Source organism: Prevotellamassilia timonensis (assembly GCF_900106785.1).
GTDB classification, from domain to species: domain Bacteria; phylum Bacteroidota; class Bacteroidia; order Bacteroidales; family Bacteroidaceae; genus Alloprevotella; species Alloprevotella timonensis.
In genome coordinates, this window is record NZ_LT629845.1 from 1043280 (window position 1) to 1059651 (window position 16372).

Genomic DNA, 16372 nt, shown 5'->3' on the forward strand with positions numbered 1-16372 from the left:
CAACAGCATTAAAAAAACGCTGTTGCCACCGCCTCATTCGCAATTACAAAATCAAGCCCCTATCCAATTCAAGAACATTGTAATAAAGCCAGTGTTGATTAAATCCACAAACATGGCTCCAATAATCGGCACAATCAAGAAAGGCTTTACCGAATAATGATACTTGTAACACACAGCACTCATATTGGCCATGGCATTAGGAGTAGCTCCAAGCCCGAAACCACAAATGCCTGCTACCAGCACCGCCGCATCATAGTCGCGGCCCAATATGTTGAACGCCACAAAATACGCAATTAAAGCCATCGCCACAACCTGCGCCACAAGCATCACTACCAGCGGCAAAGCAAGCGATTCGAGTTCCCACAGCTTTAACGACACCATGGCCATACCCAAAAATACAGACAAACATATATTGCCAACACTAACGATTTTATCAAGTTCCATTTTTGGCGTCAATTTACAAGCTTCTGCCACATTGCGTACTATAGCTGCCACAATCAATGCCCCAAAGTAGGTCGGGAAAGTCACCCCCGTCTGTTGTAACAGCCAACTCATCAGCGAACCCGCAGCCACTACTACAAGCAACGCATACGTGGCCTTGGCATACTGTTGAAATTCTTGTTCGTTGCTGCTTATATGCTTTGCACGCCCAGCGGGTGATGCCTCGTCGCTTTCAAGTCCCGCCATAGCAGGATCCACCTTGTAGTCTTTCGGTTCAAGATGCTCTGCCGTCAATTTTGTGCGTATCAAGCGTTCTGCCAACGGGCCACCCGTTACCGAACCCATTATCAAGCCGAACGTGGCTGCCGCCATAGCGATGGTGCCCGCACCAGACAGCCCCATACCCTCAAGCACAGCACTAAAGCCACCAGCCGTGCCATGACCGCCGGCCATGGAAATTGACCCCGCAGCCATTCCCACCAGGGGGTTGACGCCCATAATCCACGCTATGCCCAACGGCAATACGTTCTGCACCACTATTATAAAGGCTAAAACACCCAACATCAGCAACAACGTACTGCCACCACGACGCAGCACCTTCAAGTTTGACTGAAAACCTACCGAAGTAAAGAATACAAGCATAAACACATCCTTCAGCGTGCCATCAAAAAACAGCTCTACGTTCCACAATTTGTAAAGCATAAGCGACACTACCGAAAACACAATGCCTCCCGACACAGGAGACGGTATGCAAAACCGCTGCAACCATTTCACCCTACGCGTCAAACACATGCCCAACACCAATGCCAACGCGCCCAAACCAGCCGTTTGCAGCATATCAAGCTCCAACACACTTTTCATCTATTTACTTTTTGTCTTAATTAGGATTTAATTTTGATGATAATTTTCAACAAACGCGACAACAGCCTTATCAAGTTCATTTGTTCATTGGCACAAACAATGGCCAAACCCCGACGAATTGCAAAGCTATTTGAGCTTCCATTTTACAGGTGTGCAAAATTAAGCATTTCGTCTATATTTGCTTACAAAAAGCTCACCTAAAGTTGCCACATCAGAACTATAAGTTTTACCTTTGCACATATCACCATACCAAGCACCACACCCAACACAATATTATTTATGGAAGATTGGAAACAAAAATTAGCTGCACTCACAGGCAATCACACCACACAAATTGATGCCACACCAACACAGGCATCTCCCACACCCCCAAAACGCAAGCAACGTACAGGAGTTGTATATTCTACCAATCCGCAATATAGCTACAACGATGCACACGACTCAGAGCCCTCAACACTGCCCCCGCAACAACAAAAGTTGCGTATCAGCATGGAACGTGCTGGCCGCGGCGGAAAAACTGTAACCATTGTGCGGGGCTTTGTTGGTAATGAAGCCGATATGCTTGCACTCTGCAAACTATTGAAACAGCAATGTGGCATAGGAGGCAGTGCAAAACAAGGCGACATCATATTACAAGGGGACCACCGCACGCAAGTGTGCGAAAAATTGAAAAGCCTTGGTTACTCGCAAACAAAATAAGGCACGCCCCACCCCACAACAAGTCTAATTTGTCATGACTGGCATCTGCTAATAACTTTTTTAGTTTTGTCTGCACTCTGCACTTTTGCATCGAATGAATTGATAATCAACAGAGAAAAGCGTGCAGACGCCTCTACATTTTACATACACTGCCGTCAGCACTCGTTGCTGGCGGCAGTGCTTTTTACGCCATAGGGAGAGCGTTTATCGGGTATAGGGGCGGCAGTGCTTTTTACGCCATAGGGAGAGCGTTTATCGGGTATAGGGAGGGCCGATTTTCTGTTGCTCCAACTATTTTTTCGCTCTCGCTATGGCGCTTAACACTGCCAGTACACCGCATACTTCACCTGCACATGTATGACAGTGTAGATAGTGCAAACAAAAGTGCAACGTGCAGATGGTAGTGTATACACAAACCTGGTTTATATACACTACGTAACAATATGAATATCAACAAGATACAGACAAAAGTGCAGAGTGCAGACAAAATTACATACACGGCCCCAGGCTTGTATGCACTTCTATTTTTAATCTATAGGAGTTTTTCAAACTTTGCGTGTAACATTGCACTTGTTAGTTGACTCTTTAGTAGAGTCAAATTGCTCCATTACCCGAAAACATTCCTCCCAAAGGAGTGAGTTTCTCAGATTTAATTTGTAACTTAGCCATGTTTGTCGTCGGATTCTCTTGTTTATTTTTGCAACACTAAGACAAGTGAATTCTTCGACAGGGCAAAATTCTGGGCCGCTCGGCTCTGCCGCCAGGCTTGTCCAAAAACTTTTTGTTGCTCAGGTACTTAAAAGGTTTAAGTTACAATAGTATTGCGGAATTAAGGTAAAAACTAAAAGAAAATGAAAGAAAAAGTTTCTACTCAACGTATCGTGTTTCTCGATCTGATTAAGGTGATTGCCATTTTTCTAATGGTGGCCAACCATTGTGTAGACAACGTAACACCTATGGAAAGAGCCGAACCTTGGTATAATCTGTGGGGCAGTGTGTACAACTCATTCACGCGTCCTGCAATACCGCTTTTCGTGATGGTGACAGGCATTCTTCTGCTACCCACCCGTATGGCAATGGGCGAGTTCTATAAAAAGAAGATATCCCGATTGGTGACACCATTCCTTGTGTGGTCTGTATTATACAATCTCTTTCCTTGGTTTACGGGAGTAATGGGATGTGAACCAAGTTCGATTAATCTGTTTTTCAAATGGGCAGAACCTTCACAAACTTTTAGCGATGCATTAAAAAACATCTGCATGATTCCCTTTAATTTCTCAGCATTCGCTGTGCAGATGTGGTATGTCTATATGCTTATTGGCATCTATCTTTATCTGCCTATCTTTTCAGCCTGGGTGGAGAAGTCTGACAAGAAATCGCAACGTATTTTTCTTAGCATATGGATGGTTTCGCTCTTCGTTCCTTATCTCAGAAATTTTCTTACACAAAACTTATGGGGTGAATGTTCATGGAATGAATTCGGACTTTTCTACTACTTTGCAGGGTTTAGTGGCTATCTGCTCTTGGGATATCATTTGGTGAATTACCCATTACAGTTCTCTAAAATGAAGAAATACTTGTTAGCACTCGTGGCTTTTGCTATTGGATATGGTGTAACGATGATTGGATTTAAGGAAACAACGGCAGTTCCGGGACAAAGCGAGGAGATGGTCGAACTGTTCTTCACGTTCTGCAGTCCAAATGTGGCTTTGATGACTTTTGCTATCTTCATAGTCTGTCAGAACGCAACTTTCAGCAATGCAAAGTTAAACGGTTTTCTGATCAAATTCTCCATCTGTACATTCGGAATTTGGATGTGTCACTACTTTTTTGTAGGACCTATTTATCTGCTTGTGCGGTCGTTGGACGCTCCTGTATTGCTCAAGGTTTTTATCGAGAATATATTGGTATTGCTCTTGTCATTCGTGTTCGTATTGATTGTACGTAGCACTGGTAAATGGGGAAAGATAATTATGGGGTAATGGGAATACGACTCCACTCAGTGGAGGAGGCAGAGGTTTTTCAAGAGATACTAGATAGTAAGCATCCCATGCAGGCCGTATTGAATAGGCTCCAATAAAGTCCAAATTTTGCAGACAAAAAAATACTTATGTTTTGTCTGAACGAAAATAACATCTACCATCTCGAATAATGAAAGTGGCAAAGACTTAGCTGTAATATCAGCACTTATCCAAACCTGTGAACTGTTGGGAATAAATCCCAAAGATTGGGATGCTTACGTAATACCCAAAAGGGACAAATACCAATTCAATGGTACTTGTCCCTTTTCTGTATTTTATAGTAATATATGTACTACTCGTTACTTTTCTTACTTTCTTTCTCTTCTTTTGGCTGCAAACGGAGCACAACTGCTGAACGCGCAGGTAGATAAAGTTTGAGCCAACCTTTGTGCTCGCGTGCAAGCAACGGATCAAAATTGGTAAAGTGGCAAACACTGTCGTCGGCAAGACCGTTGCCGCCAAAAGCATGAGCATCAGTGTTGAGCACTACGTTATATGCTCCCTCTGGCACTCTGAAACCGTAGCCTTCATAAGAACGGTTGGGCGAGAAGTTGAACACGAACACGAGCGGACCTCGCATATATGCCAACACTTGGTCGCCATCATCATGCCATACCTCCTGCACGGGGAACTTGCGTAAGTCTCTTACTGAGTTGCGCAACAGATGCACCATTTGATTGTCGAAATCGCCAAGATAGTGGTAGCACAAATTGTGATTGTCTACAAGGTTCCACTGGCGACGCGCATACTTGTAACTCCAGCCATTGCCCTCGCGTGGGAAATCTATCCATTCGGGATGGCCGAACTCGTTGCCCATAAAGTTGAGATAGCCGCCATTGATTGTAGAGGCCGTTACGAGGCGTATCATTTTGTGCAATGCAATGCCACGGTGTACAGTTTCGTTCTCATCACCTTTTTGGAAATGCCAATACATATCGGCATCAATCAAACGGAATATCAGTGTCTTATCGCCTACAAGTGCCTGGTCGTGGCTTTCGCAATAAGAGATGGTTTTCTCGTCGGCACGGCGGTTGGTTAGTTCCCATAATATAGAAGATGGGTGCCAATCTTCATCGCGACGTTCCTTTATGGTCTTTATCCAATAATCCGGTATATTCATTGCCATGCGGAAGTCAAAACCATAGCCTCCATCAGCAAAGGGGGCTGCAAGACCTGGCATGCCACTCACTTCCTCAGCTATAGTAATGGCATGAGGATTGACCTGATGTATGAGTTGGTTGGCCAAAGTTAGATAGCAAATGGCATTGTCGTCTTGATGGCCGTTGAAATAATCGCCATATTGGCAAAAGCTCTCGCCAAGTCCGTGACTGTAATAGAGCATAGACGTGACGCCATCGAAGCGGAACCCATCGAAATGGAATTCGGTGAGCCAATACTTACAATTAGAGAGCAAGAAATGTATAACCTCGTTTTTGCCATAATCGAAGCAGAGACTATCCCATGCCGAATGCTCACGACGTGAACCAGGGTAGAAGAATTGGTTAGGGTCACCTGCGTAATTGCCCAAGCCCTCGACTTCGTTTTTCACAGCGTGGCTGTGCACGAGGTCCATGATAACTGATATACCAGCTTGATGTGCGGCATCAATGAGTTGTTTGAGTTCATCGGGGGTACCAAATCGACTGCTGGGCGCAAAGAAAGAGCTAACGTGATAGCCAAAACTGCCATAGTACGGATGCTCAGCTATGGCCATTATCTGTATGCAGTTATAGCCATCGGCTATTATGCGCGGCAACACATTGAGACGAAACTCGTTGTAGGTGCCAACTTTTTCTGCATCTTGAGCCATGCCTATGTGGCACTCATAGATGAAGAGCGGACCACGCTTAGGACGGAATTCGGGATTTTTCCACTCATAACCCTGCTTGGGATACCAAACTTGTGCGCTGAATATCTTAGTCTGTTCATCTTGCACCACGCGTCGTGCCCAAGCTGGCACACGCTCACCTTGTCCGCCAGACCAATGTACTGAGAGCTTGTAAAGATCAAGATGGTGCAATGCCTTTGCAGGGAGTTTTAATTGCCAATTATCTGTATTGGGTATGCGCGTAAAGGCGTATTCGGGGGATTCCTGCCAATTATTGAAGGTACCTACAAGGTAAATGGCTGTGGCATTAGGTGCCCACTCTCGCAATATCCATTGACGAGGAGTACGATGTAGGCCGAAATAGAGATGTCCATCGGCAAAATCGCTCAAAGAGCCTTTGCCGCCGGTGAGTTCTTCAATTTTGTGCAAAGCATGGTCGTGACGACCTTGTATGGCGCCTTCAAAGGGGCGCAACCATTCATCGCTCTTGACTATTTTCAGCTGGCGCGGACGCGCGGTACGCTTAGCTGGCGCTTTTGCCTTCGCTGTCGATTTAGTTGTTCTCATGATAATTGAATTTTTATAACGGGTTAACTGGTTGACTGGTTAATGAACTGGGGAGTTAGATTGACCTATCGCCGCCACTTCGTAAGTAGGTGTTCAAAATGTGGAAGTGCGTTGTCGGTAAACAGATGTGCCCGAGGACGTACTAACTACGTGAAGTTGACACTTGCCGAGTGTATAAAATCATTCCGAACACCTACTTGCTATATTTATTGCACAACTCTGCCGTTTGAATATTCACCTTGTTTGGTCATATTGCCATTAGCATCATACTCCTTGTATTTACCATGCTTTTGTCCTTCACGATAAGTACAGTCTATGCGTGTGCCGTCTGCGCGAATCTCGACAGAGCGACCATCACGCTTGCCGTCGCGGAAAGTGCCTTTGAAACGACCTCCTGCCGCAAAGCGCAATGTGCCCTCGCCGTCCATGCGGTTATTTTTCCACTCTCCATTGTACTCATCACCATTTTTCCATTTATATACACCATGACCACTCATCATGTTGTTTTTCCACTGTCCGGTGTATGAAGCTACACCTTTCCACTGGAATGTTCCTTGCCCACTTTGTTCACCATTGAGGAAAGTGCCCACATAGGAATCACCATTTGCGAAACGAAAAGTTCCCTCACCTGTGCGCTCACCCATTACATACTGTCCTTCGTAGGTATCACCATTGCGGAATTTGTAAATGCCACGCCCATCTTGCATGTCATTTTTCCAATCGCCATTGTAGTAATCACCGTCAGCATAGATGTAAGTGCCACGACCATTGCGTTGATTGGCAGCCCAACTACCTTCGTACTTTGAGCCATCATTCCAATCGAAGATGCCCTTACCGTCCTTTTGGTCGTCCACCCAATCGCCTTTATAGTAGGCTCCACTCTGGTATGTATAAGTGCCGCGGCCGTTGCGTTTATCACCTTTCCACTGGCCTTCGTAACGATCACCATTGTAATAGTACATGGTGCCAACGCCCTCTTTCTGGTTACGATACCATGTGCCAACATAACGGTTGTTGTTGACAGCATAGAATGTACCCTTACCGTTTTTCTCGTTTTTTGTCCAATTGCCCTCGTAGCGTGAGCCATCTGCAGCTGTAAATGTACCCTCACCCTGGCGCAGTCCTTTGACAAAGGTGCCCTCGTAAGTATCGCCATTTTCGTACTGGACGCGACCCTTTCCACCAGGCTTGCCTCCTATAAGTTCGCCTGTGTATATGCCGCCGTCCTTGAGCGTACACGACCCTACTACTATTTTTTGGGCTTGTATTGGCCCACACATCAAAAGTGCCATCATGGCACATACATATATATGTCGTTGCATGGTTTTCTGTTATTTTTGAGTTTTCAAAAAGGCTTCGGCCCGTTCAAGGTCTTGTGGCGTATCAATACCAATTGTTTCGACATCTGTTGTGCCGACTTTAATTCGCAAACCTGCTTGCAACCAACGCAACTGCTCTAACGACTCGCACTGCTCTAAAATTCCCTGCGGCATGTGCGTGATGTGCTCGAGCACGTCAGCTCGGTAGGCATAAAGGCCAATATGCTTGAGATAAGTGTGCGCTGAAGGCCATGAAGCTCGGTCTATACCTCGAAGATAAGGTATGACGCTACGCGAGAAATAAAGGGCATAGCCATCATTGCTTACTACCACCTTTGGGCTATTGGGATTTTCAATCTGTTCGATTGTTGCGTCGGGGCCAAAGGGCTTGACCAAAGTGGCTATCTGTGTCGAGGGGTCATCAAAACAAGCCGCTACAGCCTTGAGTTGTGAGGGAGCTATAAAGGGCTCGTCGCCTTGTACATTAACCACGATATCGGCGTCTCCCCCCATTTTGCAGAAAGCCTCATAACAACGGTCAGTACCACTGCGATGAGTGGTGGAGGTCATGACGGCCACACCACCAAAATGTTTGACGACAGCCTCAATGCGAGCATCATCTATTGCAACGCATAAATTGGGAAATACTTGTGCCACGCGCTCATACACGCGCTGTATGATTGGTTTTCCACCCAACATAGCCAGTGGTTTGGCGGGGAAACGCGTTGAAGCGTACCGGGCGGGTATTATTGCCATGAATTTCATGATGCAGAATATATTATTTGTTGCGTTAGTGAATGGAGTTGGTCGGTGGATATGCGTATAGTCATCAACCCTTTTATCGTCTCATTCCGTCAACGGGTTATTCTATATTTGTAAAAGACACATAGGGCAGTCCTTACATATTTATAAGGGATATTCCTCTAACTACTCGAAGTATTTTTCGCCTGATGGCTTTGGTTTTGTAGCCACCTTGTCCTTATTTTCGTTAATTTCTTGTTCCGGCGATTCAGAACCGCCTGATGTGCCATCGCTGTCGTGTCCCGTTTGATGATGTGTCCCACGCGATGACACGCCCTCAGGCGGAGATGGTTTGTCAAAATCTCGCTCAGGATCATAGCCAAGAGCCTTATTGGCATATACGCGACGCATATACAAGGCCCAAACTGGCAATGCCAATGCAGAACCTTGTCCTATAGCAGTAGAGTTGAAATGTATGTCGCGTTCATCACCGCCCACCCACACTGCTGTGACGAGCTGAGGTACACAACCTACAAACCAGCCATCAGAATTGTTGTTTGTCGTACCTGTTTTGCCAGCTATGGGGCCTTTCATGCTATAGACGGACCGCAAGCGGCGGCCTGTACCCTCATCTATTACCGCTTTCATCATATCTATCATGTCGCTGGCTGTTTGCTCATTATACACTTCGTTGGTACGAGGCACGAAGTCCGCTACCACATTGCCTTCGCCGTCTTCAATACGCGTAACGAGCAACGGTGCACGACGGATACCTTTTTCAACAAAGGCTGTATAGGCCGAAGCCAACTCAGCTGGAGTTATGTCGCACGTACCCAAGCACAAAGGCAACGAGGGCTGCATGTTGTCATTGGCCACACCTAGTGCATGGAGGTCACGCACGAGTCCTTGTCCAGTAGGGTCTATTTGGTACATCAAACCTGCCGTCACCCAGTTGTTAGACCTGCTGAGGCCCCACTTGAGTGTAACGTGCGCACCATAGGACGCCCGACTTGCGTTGCGAGGGCACCAACCGCCGTAGCTGCGTTGCACATTAAGTATGGTTGTGGATGGAGTCATACCCCCCTGCAGACCCATGGCATAAACGAAAGGCTTCATAGTTGAACCGATTTGTCTGCGGCCCACCATGGCCATATCGTATTGGAAATGCGAAAAATCAGGACCACCCACATAGGCTTTCACCTGACCTGTCATGGGATCCATTGACACCAAAGCCGCTCGCAAGAATTTTTTATAATATAATATAGAGTCTATTGGCGTCATGACCATATCGACATCACCATGATAGGTGAACACCGTCATGGGCACCTTGGTGTGAAAAGCCTTGTCTATTTCTTCATCACTTGCACCATCAGCCTTCATCGTTCTGTAACGATCAGACTGCTTGATGGCACGTTGTATGCGTCGTTTCACATCGCTACGTTTAAGGTCGGCACTATAAGGGAAATTAGGCGATGTACGACGTTCTGCCTCAAACTTTGGCTGCAAGTTTTTGCCCATTTGCGTGTAAACAGCCTGCTCTGCATATTGTTGCATACGAGAGTCGATGGTTGTATATACCTTCAAGCCATCAGTGTAAATGTCATACGTACTACCATCACGTTTATAATTCTTTTTGCACCAACCATACAAGGGGTCTGTTTCCCACATGAGAGAATCCTCATAGTACTGTTGACGCTGCCAATCTTTATAATTCGATGGGTCGGGTTTCTCGGCCATCATGATACGTCTCAGATATTCGCGGACGTATGCACCAAGCCCCTCTTTATGGTCAATACGATGGAAGTTCAATTTCAGAGGTTCCTCGCTCAAGGTTGCATACTCTGTTTCAGAGAGTTTGCCAGCCTTTACCATTTGCTGCAGCACTACATTACGGCGTTCGCGACAACGATCCGGTTCACGAACCGGATTGAAGTAAGAGGGGTTTTTACACATGCCAACCAGCGTGGCGCTCTCGGTAATGGAAAGGTCTTTGGGCGATTTTCCGAAATAAACGTTCGCCGCCGTCTTTATGCCTACTGCATTATGCAGAAAATCGAAATAATTAAGGTAGAGTGTCAGTATCTCTTCCTTGGTATAATGACGTTCAAGTTCTACTGCAATCACCCACTCCACAGGTTTTTGCACGAGTCGCTGCATGGTACTCTCAGCCGACGACGAATACAACTGTTTGGCCAGCTGCTGTGTAATGGTACTACCACCACCCGCACCTTTATGCCCCAAAATACCGCGTTTTACCACCGCACGGAACACGGCTCTGGCATCAATGCCTGAATGATCGTAAAACCGCTCGTCCTCGGTAGCCACAAGCGCGTCAAACATGTGCGGCGATATGCTGTCATATCCCACAAACACTCGGTTTTCATTTCTTGACCATGTGCCCATCAACCGGCCATCGGCACTGATTACTTGTGAGGCGTATTTGCTGATAGGGCTCTGCAACTCATCAATTGGTGGCATATAACCTATCCAGCCACGCTCTACACAAAACACGGCTATCACTATCAGCAAGAGTACTGCGGCGTATACGGTCCACAGTATTTTTGTAAATTTCTTTCTCATGAATATTATCAAAAGAGCGCAGCAACATACCACGCTGATTGAGTATCTTTCGCAAAGTTACGTAAAAACGCTGAATTGTCCGAATGCAATCGCGCAAATACACAAACCTACCACTCCACTTCCAACCCATCATAAGCCAAATGGACATGAGGAGGCAGACTCTTATCGACAATGGCATGCAGCCCCATCTCGTGGCTCATGTGCACCAAGTATGCAGTTTGTGCATTTGCCTTATCTATCACTTGCAACGCTTGCGACAAGGATTGATGGGAATGGTGCATCGTATGTCGTAATGCGTTTATAACCAGCAGCTTTACACCGTCCAATTTGAGCATTTCATCAGAAGATATACTGCTCATATCTGTAATGTAGGCCATGCCGCCTATGCGATAGCCCCATATAGGTAACTGATCATGTAACACCTCTACAGGAACAACCTCTACGCCTGCCACACAGAACGGTTTTGGTTCTGACAAACCATGTAACGATATGTTGGGAACACCTGGATATTTTTTTTCGGCAAAACAATAGGGTATCCGCTGTTTCAAATTATGCGCACAGCGTTCGTTGGCATAAACATCTATAGACTTCCGGAATGAGAACGGGCGAAGGTCGTCTATGCCGCCTACATGATCATAATGCTCATGTGTAATCAACGCCGCATCTATTTTATCGTACGGCCACCTCAACATCTGCTGCCGAAAGTCGGGGCCACAATCAATCAGAATATGTGCTCCATTATCTAAAGAGAGCATGGCCGAAGTACGCAAGCGCTTGTCGCACAAATCTGTAGAACAGCAAACCTCACAATGGCAACCTATTTGCGGAACACCTGTACTTGTACCTGTGCCTAAAAACCTTAATCGGGGCATAAACTATTTATTCAATAAAATTGGCTTCGGGATATATGCGTATGGCGAATTTATCATACACATCCTTGCGTACTGCGTTACTCAAATTAACTATATCCTGCCCTGTTGCACCGCCTAAATTGACCAACACTAACGCTTGTTTGCTATAAACACCAGCCTGCCCCATTTTCTGACCTTTCCAACCGCATTGGTCTATCAGCCAGCCCGCAGGAATTTTCACTCCACCCTCTACATTGTAGTGTGGCATATTAGGATAACTCTTCAACAAACGCTGCAAGCATTCGTTATCCACAACCGGATTCATAAAGAAGGAGCCTGCACTACCCAATTCCTTGGGGTCGGGCAATTTTGACTGCCTTATTTGAATTATCATATTCCGCAAATTCTGTGCTGTGAGTGTTGCAGGATTCATGCCTCGCTGCTCTAACTCTCGGCGTATGGCTGCGTAATCTAAATCGGGAGAAAACTTGAGTGACAGTCGATAGGTTACATATGTTATGATATATTGGCCACGCAAAGCATGCTTAAATATACTGCTACGGTAGGCATACTGACACGACTGATTGTCGAATGTTCTCAACACCCCTGTCGCAACGTCTATAGCTTCAACCTTTTCAATATATTGACAAGCCTCTACGCCATAGGCGCCAATATTTTGAACGGCACTTGCACCAACCTCGCCGGGAATGAGAGATAAATTCTCTAATCCATAAAAGCCATGTTCCACGCAATAGGCTACAAATTCGTCCCACACAACACCTGCCCCCACGCGGAGCCACACGTTGTGTGTATCACGATGCACTTCATCACACCCCACGATGCGTGAGTGTAATACCACGCCGTCAAAGTCTTTTACAAACAACAGATTACTTCCACCACCAATTTGCAGCCACCGTTTTCCTTGTAACGACGGCAAAAGCGTCTGAAGTTTTTCGACAGAGTCATATTCAACAAATTCCGCACATTGGGCATCTATGCCAAATGTGTTATGATGTAGTAATGAATACATATTTCCTATTCTTGATTATAGAGGTTGGCAATTTGACGCGGAACGTTTTTACACCCGCATCACAACCACCTTCATTGCATAATTTAGTTTTCAAGCCGTACCAGTTTCCAATCCTTGCCATAGCGTTCAAAGGTCAAAGAGCAACCCATTCCGCCCGACTGACTGCAGATCATGAGCACTCTGCGTCGCGAATTAGCATAACTCTGGCCATAATTGATATTTGTAATTGTGCCCGATGGTAACTTCGGCCGGTAATCAGGCCATTGTTCTACATCGAGCAAACCCTCGATACTCTGAAAATTCTCATAATCATACGTTTTGAAAGCGAAAGGCTCCTTGATATGACTCTTCTGAAACTTTTTGTCAACAGAGAAACGACGATAAAAGTCATAAAAGTCGCTGTTCACATTACGGCTCATATCATGTGATTCCAAACGTGTCAAACGCCACTGTCCGTCGACTTTATCAAAAACATACTGTTTTACACGATGTTTCTCGAGATAAACCCACTCAAACACCACATGCCGCAACGAGGTATCCTTCTCCGCTTTTATTGAACGCGAACTATCGAATATGAGCGTGTAAACATCCAAATTCTTGTACATGGGATCAAATTTCCACGCACTCTTGGCTATCGGTCTGTTTTGGCCATCAACATAATTGGGCAACGGGAAAACGGTACGCTCTAATTGGAAACGGCGCACACGCATATACGAATAAATAAAATCGTCAAACAACCCATCTGCAGCCTTTGGCGGCAATGGCAGACTGTCTGCAGCAGTACTGTCTGTATCAGACTCCACACAGGGCTTCTGTTTTTCTACCGGATCAGAAACCTTTCCTCCTTTACAAGAGGCCAACACCACTACAAACAGAAGAACATAAACAAATCCGTTCATTGTAAATACTACTTATTTGAACAACAAAAGTAAGGCTTTTCTTGGTAAGAAGAACATATTTGCAAAGAAATATTTATCTTTGCACGAAAAATAAGCAATAACGCAATGTTAACAGATAAAATTCAATCATTACTTGGCGAAGTGGCAGACTTACAAGCCGCCGACGCAAAGGCGCTTGAAGAACTGCGCATCAAGTATCTTAGCAAAAAAGGCGTGATAAATGGTTTGATGGGTGAATTTCGCGATGTCGCCCCTGAGAGCAAGCGAGAAATCGGCATGAAGCTCAATGAGTTGAAGACTGCATTACAGGACAAGCTCAACGAGTTGCGCGAGGGTCTTGCCACCAAAGAGGACGATCACTCAGACCTCGACCTTACACGTACGCCCTACCCCATAGCCATGGGCACCCGCCACCCTCTTTCTATTGTCAAGAACGAAATCATCGACATATTTTCGCGTTTGGGCTTTTCTATTGCTGACGGCCCCGAGGTTGAAGATGACTGGCACGTATTCTCATCACTGAATTTCCCTGAAGACCACCCTGCACGCGACATGCAGGACACATTCTTTGTAGAACAGCACCCCGACATCGTGCTACGTACACACACCAGCTCTGTACAAAGCCGTGTGATGGAAAATTCAAAACCACCTATCCGCGTTCTCTGCCCTGGACGTGTTTATCGCAATGAGGCCATTTCAGCCAGAGCACATTGCTTCTTCCACCAAGTCGAAGGTCTTTACATTGACAAAGACGTAAGCTTTACCGACTTGAAGCAAGTGCTGCTCACCTTTGCACGCGAGATGTTTGGACCTGACACAAAAATACGTCTGCGCCCCTCATACTTCCCATTCACCGAGCCAAGTGCCGAAATGGATATCTCATGCAACATCTGCGGCGGCAAAGGTTGCGCCTTCTGCAAGCAGACCGGTTGGGTTGAAATCTTGGGTTGCGGTATGGTTGACCCCAACGTACTCGAAGCTAACGGTATAGATAGTAAGGTATACAAAGGCTATGCATTTGGTATGGGCGTTGAGCGCATTACCAACTTGAAATACCAGGTTAAGGATCTCCGATTATTCTCTGAAAACGATGTGAGATTTCTTGACGAATTTACAGCCGCCAACTAACACTGAAAAGAGTTTTTCCCTTTCTAATTATAAGGGTAAAAGCCCAACATACATATATTAAGACGAGATGCGGAAAAGTTGCATACAACGACTTTTCCGCATCTCGTCTTTTAGTCTTACATTCTCACACGATATGCACCTCAGCCCTCACTTCGTAGCCCCCTCCATAAATGGTATATGGCGCATCTGTTTTTCTATATCCTTCTGTCGCTTGCGCATATAACTTGATGGAGACAACGAACTAAACTTAATAGGATTGGGCAATGTGGCTGCCACCAAAGCGCAATCTGACCGACGCAATTCGCTGGCCGAGCAGCCAAAGTGACGCTGAGCTACAGCTTCTGCACCATAGATGTTTGGCCCCATCTCTATACTGTTAAGATACACCTCCATAATGCGATCCTTTGACCAAAAAAATTCTATCAGCACAGTAAAGTATGCCTCAAACCCCTTTCGCACCCACGACGAAGTTGGCCACAGAAAGACGTTCTTGGCAGTTTGCTGCGATATGGTGCTGCCGCCACGTGAGCGCCCTCCCTCTATATGTTCAATGGCCGCGCTCTGAATGGCATTAAAATCGAACCCATGATGATGCATAAAGTTTTGATCTTCCGAAGCCATTACCGCCACAGGCAAATAAGGTGATATTTGCTTAAGCGGCACCCATTTGTGATGAACAGCCATAGGCTCGCCCTTTAAGCCATGTTGCACACAACGTATCACCATCAAAGGCGTCAACGACACTGGCACCCAACGATAAGCAATAACGGCCAATATACTTGACACGAGAAAGCCCAATACCGTATACTTCAATACCTTGAAAAAAAAGCCCATAGACTAAATATAACAATTATAAAAAGACAAGCCACCTTTCACAACCATACCAATTTGTACGGCTATAACAAGGTGGCTTTATATTTTCTATATACAAAAGTTTAAGCAACTGATCACGACTCGTCTCTTCAAAACCCGTTGCAACGCCATTTTACTTTAGAAAGGCAGGTCATCTGAAGTCGAAGGTGTGGGAGACACCTCTGGAGCAGCTGGTGCAGTTGGAGCAGGAGTAGCATCAGGAGCAGGAATGGCATTCGCTGCAGCACCATTAGCCTGAGCATCAGCAGCTACTGCATCTGAAGCACGCTGAACACGCCATGCACGCAAGCTATTAAACCAACGGCCATTATACTCATGCGCATCAATATCAAAAGATACAGTCAATTCGTCACCTACATTGATATTAAATTCCCTCAGACGATCTTCGCCAAATACGCCGAACACACAGCGCTTGGGATACTGCTCGTGAGTTTCAATAACAAAATCCTGAGCCACCCACTTAGAGCCTGTTCTAGCTGATGTTCCTGTGCGCGGTTCTGTGGCCACGATAATCTTTCCTGAGATTTCCATTTT

General features: G+C 45.8%; 13 protein-coding genes. 3 read left to right on the forward strand and 10 right to left on the reverse strand.

Annotated elements, in window-relative coordinates; all coding sequences use genetic code 11:
- Positions 1 to 51: 51 nt before the first annotated feature.
- Positions 52 to 1302: a sodium/glutamate symporter gene (gene gltS, locus BQ5453_RS12860; protein WP_071123486.1), complete on the reverse strand. Its 1251-nt coding sequence runs from the start codon at positions 1300 to 1302 to the stop codon at positions 52 to 54.
- A 279-nt stretch (positions 1303 to 1581) separates the two neighbouring features.
- On the opposite strand from gltS, the gene BQ5453_RS12865 reads away from it, so the two are divergent.
- On the forward strand, positions 1582 to 2001 hold the full coding sequence (locus BQ5453_RS12865) for a translation initiation factor (RefSeq protein ID WP_083361240.1): 420 nt from the start codon (positions 1582 to 1584) through the stop codon (positions 1999 to 2001).
- Between the two features lie 851 nt (positions 2002 to 2852).
- Complete coding sequence (locus BQ5453_RS12870) at positions 2853 to 3983, forward strand: acyltransferase (RefSeq protein ID WP_071123487.1); 1131 nt, start codon at positions 2853 to 2855, stop codon at positions 3981 to 3983.
- Positions 3984 to 4314: 331 nt separating this feature from the next.
- Here BQ5453_RS12870 and BQ5453_RS12875 read toward each other — a convergent pair whose 3' ends face one another.
- From BQ5453_RS12875 to BQ5453_RS12905, 7 genes are all read right to left on the reverse strand, one after another.
- A complete protein-coding gene (locus BQ5453_RS12875) occupies positions 4315 to 6417 on the reverse strand; it encodes an alpha amylase C-terminal domain-containing protein (RefSeq protein WP_071123488.1) in 2103 nt (700 codons plus the stop codon).
- 206 nt (positions 6418 to 6623) lie between these two features.
- The gene (locus BQ5453_RS12880; protein WP_022102094.1) at positions 6624 to 7739 is read right to left on the reverse strand and encodes an MORN repeat-containing protein; all 1116 of its coding nucleotides are present in this window, start codon (positions 7737 to 7739) and stop codon (positions 6624 to 6626) included.
- Positions 7740 to 7748: 9 nt separating this feature from the next.
- Complete coding sequence (gene kdsB, locus BQ5453_RS12885; protein WP_071123489.1) at positions 7749 to 8501, reverse strand: 3-deoxy-manno-octulosonate cytidylyltransferase; 753 nt, start codon at positions 8499 to 8501, stop codon at positions 7749 to 7751.
- 162 nt (positions 8502 to 8663) lie between these two features.
- A complete protein-coding gene (locus BQ5453_RS12890) occupies positions 8664 to 11057 on the reverse strand; it encodes a transglycosylase domain-containing protein (protein WP_071123490.1) in 2394 nt (797 codons plus the stop codon).
- 107 nt (positions 11058 to 11164) lie between these two features.
- Positions 11165 to 11929: an MBL fold metallo-hydrolase gene (locus BQ5453_RS12895; protein WP_071123491.1), complete on the reverse strand. Its 765-nt coding sequence runs from the start codon at positions 11927 to 11929 to the stop codon at positions 11165 to 11167.
- Between the two features lie 7 nt (positions 11930 to 11936).
- The gene (gene murB / locus BQ5453_RS12900; RefSeq protein WP_071123492.1) at positions 11937 to 12938 is read right to left on the reverse strand and encodes a UDP-N-acetylmuramate dehydrogenase; all 1002 of its coding nucleotides are present in this window, start codon (positions 12936 to 12938) and stop codon (positions 11937 to 11939) included.
- An 83-nt stretch (positions 12939 to 13021) separates the two neighbouring features.
- Positions 13022 to 13837, reverse strand: coding sequence for a DUF4348 domain-containing protein (locus tag BQ5453_RS12905; RefSeq protein WP_071123493.1), 816 nt, complete (start codon positions 13835 to 13837; stop codon positions 13022 to 13024).
- A 105-nt stretch (positions 13838 to 13942) separates the two neighbouring features.
- On the opposite strand from BQ5453_RS12905, the gene BQ5453_RS12910 reads away from it, so the two are divergent.
- Positions 13943 to 14965 carry a phenylalanine--tRNA ligase subunit alpha gene (locus BQ5453_RS12910; protein ID WP_071123494.1) on the forward strand — a complete coding sequence of 341 codons (1023 nt, stop codon included), beginning with the start codon at positions 13943 to 13945 and terminating at the stop codon, positions 14963 to 14965.
- A gap of 147 nt (positions 14966 to 15112) precedes the next feature.
- Here the strand turns inward: BQ5453_RS12910 and mtgA are convergent, their stop codons facing one another.
- Positions 15113 to 15799, reverse strand: coding sequence for a monofunctional biosynthetic peptidoglycan transglycosylase (gene mtgA, locus BQ5453_RS12915; protein ID WP_071123495.1), 687 nt, complete (start codon positions 15797 to 15799; stop codon positions 15113 to 15115).
- A 156-nt stretch (positions 15800 to 15955) separates the two neighbouring features.
- Positions 15956 to 16369 (reverse strand): DUF3127 domain-containing protein, encoded by a 414-nt coding sequence (locus BQ5453_RS12920; protein WP_071123496.1) that lies wholly within the window; start codon positions 16367 to 16369, stop codon positions 15956 to 15958.
- Positions 16370 to 16372: the final 3 nt, after the last annotated feature.

Coding starts and splice junctions, on each gene's coding strand:
- murB (WP_071123492.1), bottom strand. CDS start 12,938: ATGTATTCATTACTACATCATAACACATTTGGCATAGATGCCCAATGT.
- BQ5453_RS12905 (WP_071123493.1), bottom strand. CDS start 13,837: ATGAACGGATTTGTTTATGTTCTTCTGTTTGTAGTGGTGTTGGCCTCT.
- BQ5453_RS12890 (WP_071123490.1), bottom strand. CDS start 11,057: ATGAGAAAGAAATTTACAAAAATACTGTGGACCGTATACGCCGCAGTA.
- BQ5453_RS12865 (WP_083361240.1), top strand. CDS start 1,582: ATGGAAGATTGGAAACAAAAATTAGCTGCACTCACAGGCAATCACACC.
- gltS (WP_071123486.1), bottom strand. CDS start 1,302: ATGAAAAGTGTGTTGGAGCTTGATATGCTGCAAACGGCTGGTTTGGGC.
- kdsB (WP_071123489.1), bottom strand. CDS start 8,501: ATGAAATTCATGGCAATAATACCCGCCCGGTACGCTTCAACGCGTTTC.
- BQ5453_RS12875 (WP_071123488.1), bottom strand. CDS start 6,417: ATGAGAACAACTAAATCGACAGCGAAGGCAAAAGCGCCAGCTAAGCGT.
- BQ5453_RS12870 (WP_071123487.1), top strand. CDS start 2,853: ATGAAAGAAAAAGTTTCTACTCAACGTATCGTGTTTCTCGATCTGATT.
- BQ5453_RS12880 (WP_022102094.1), bottom strand. CDS start 7,739: ATGCAACGACATATATATGTATGTGCCATGATGGCACTTTTGATGTGT.
- mtgA (WP_071123495.1), bottom strand. CDS start 15,799: ATGGGCTTTTTTTTCAAGGTATTGAAGTATACGGTATTGGGCTTTCTC.
- BQ5453_RS12895 (WP_071123491.1), bottom strand. CDS start 11,929: ATGCCCCGATTAAGGTTTTTAGGCACAGGTACAAGTACAGGTGTTCCG.
- BQ5453_RS12920 (WP_071123496.1), bottom strand. CDS start 16,369: ATGGAAATCTCAGGAAAGATTATCGTGGCCACAGAACCGCGCACAGGA.
- BQ5453_RS12910 (WP_071123494.1), top strand. CDS start 13,943: ATGTTAACAGATAAAATTCAATCATTACTTGGCGAAGTGGCAGACTTA.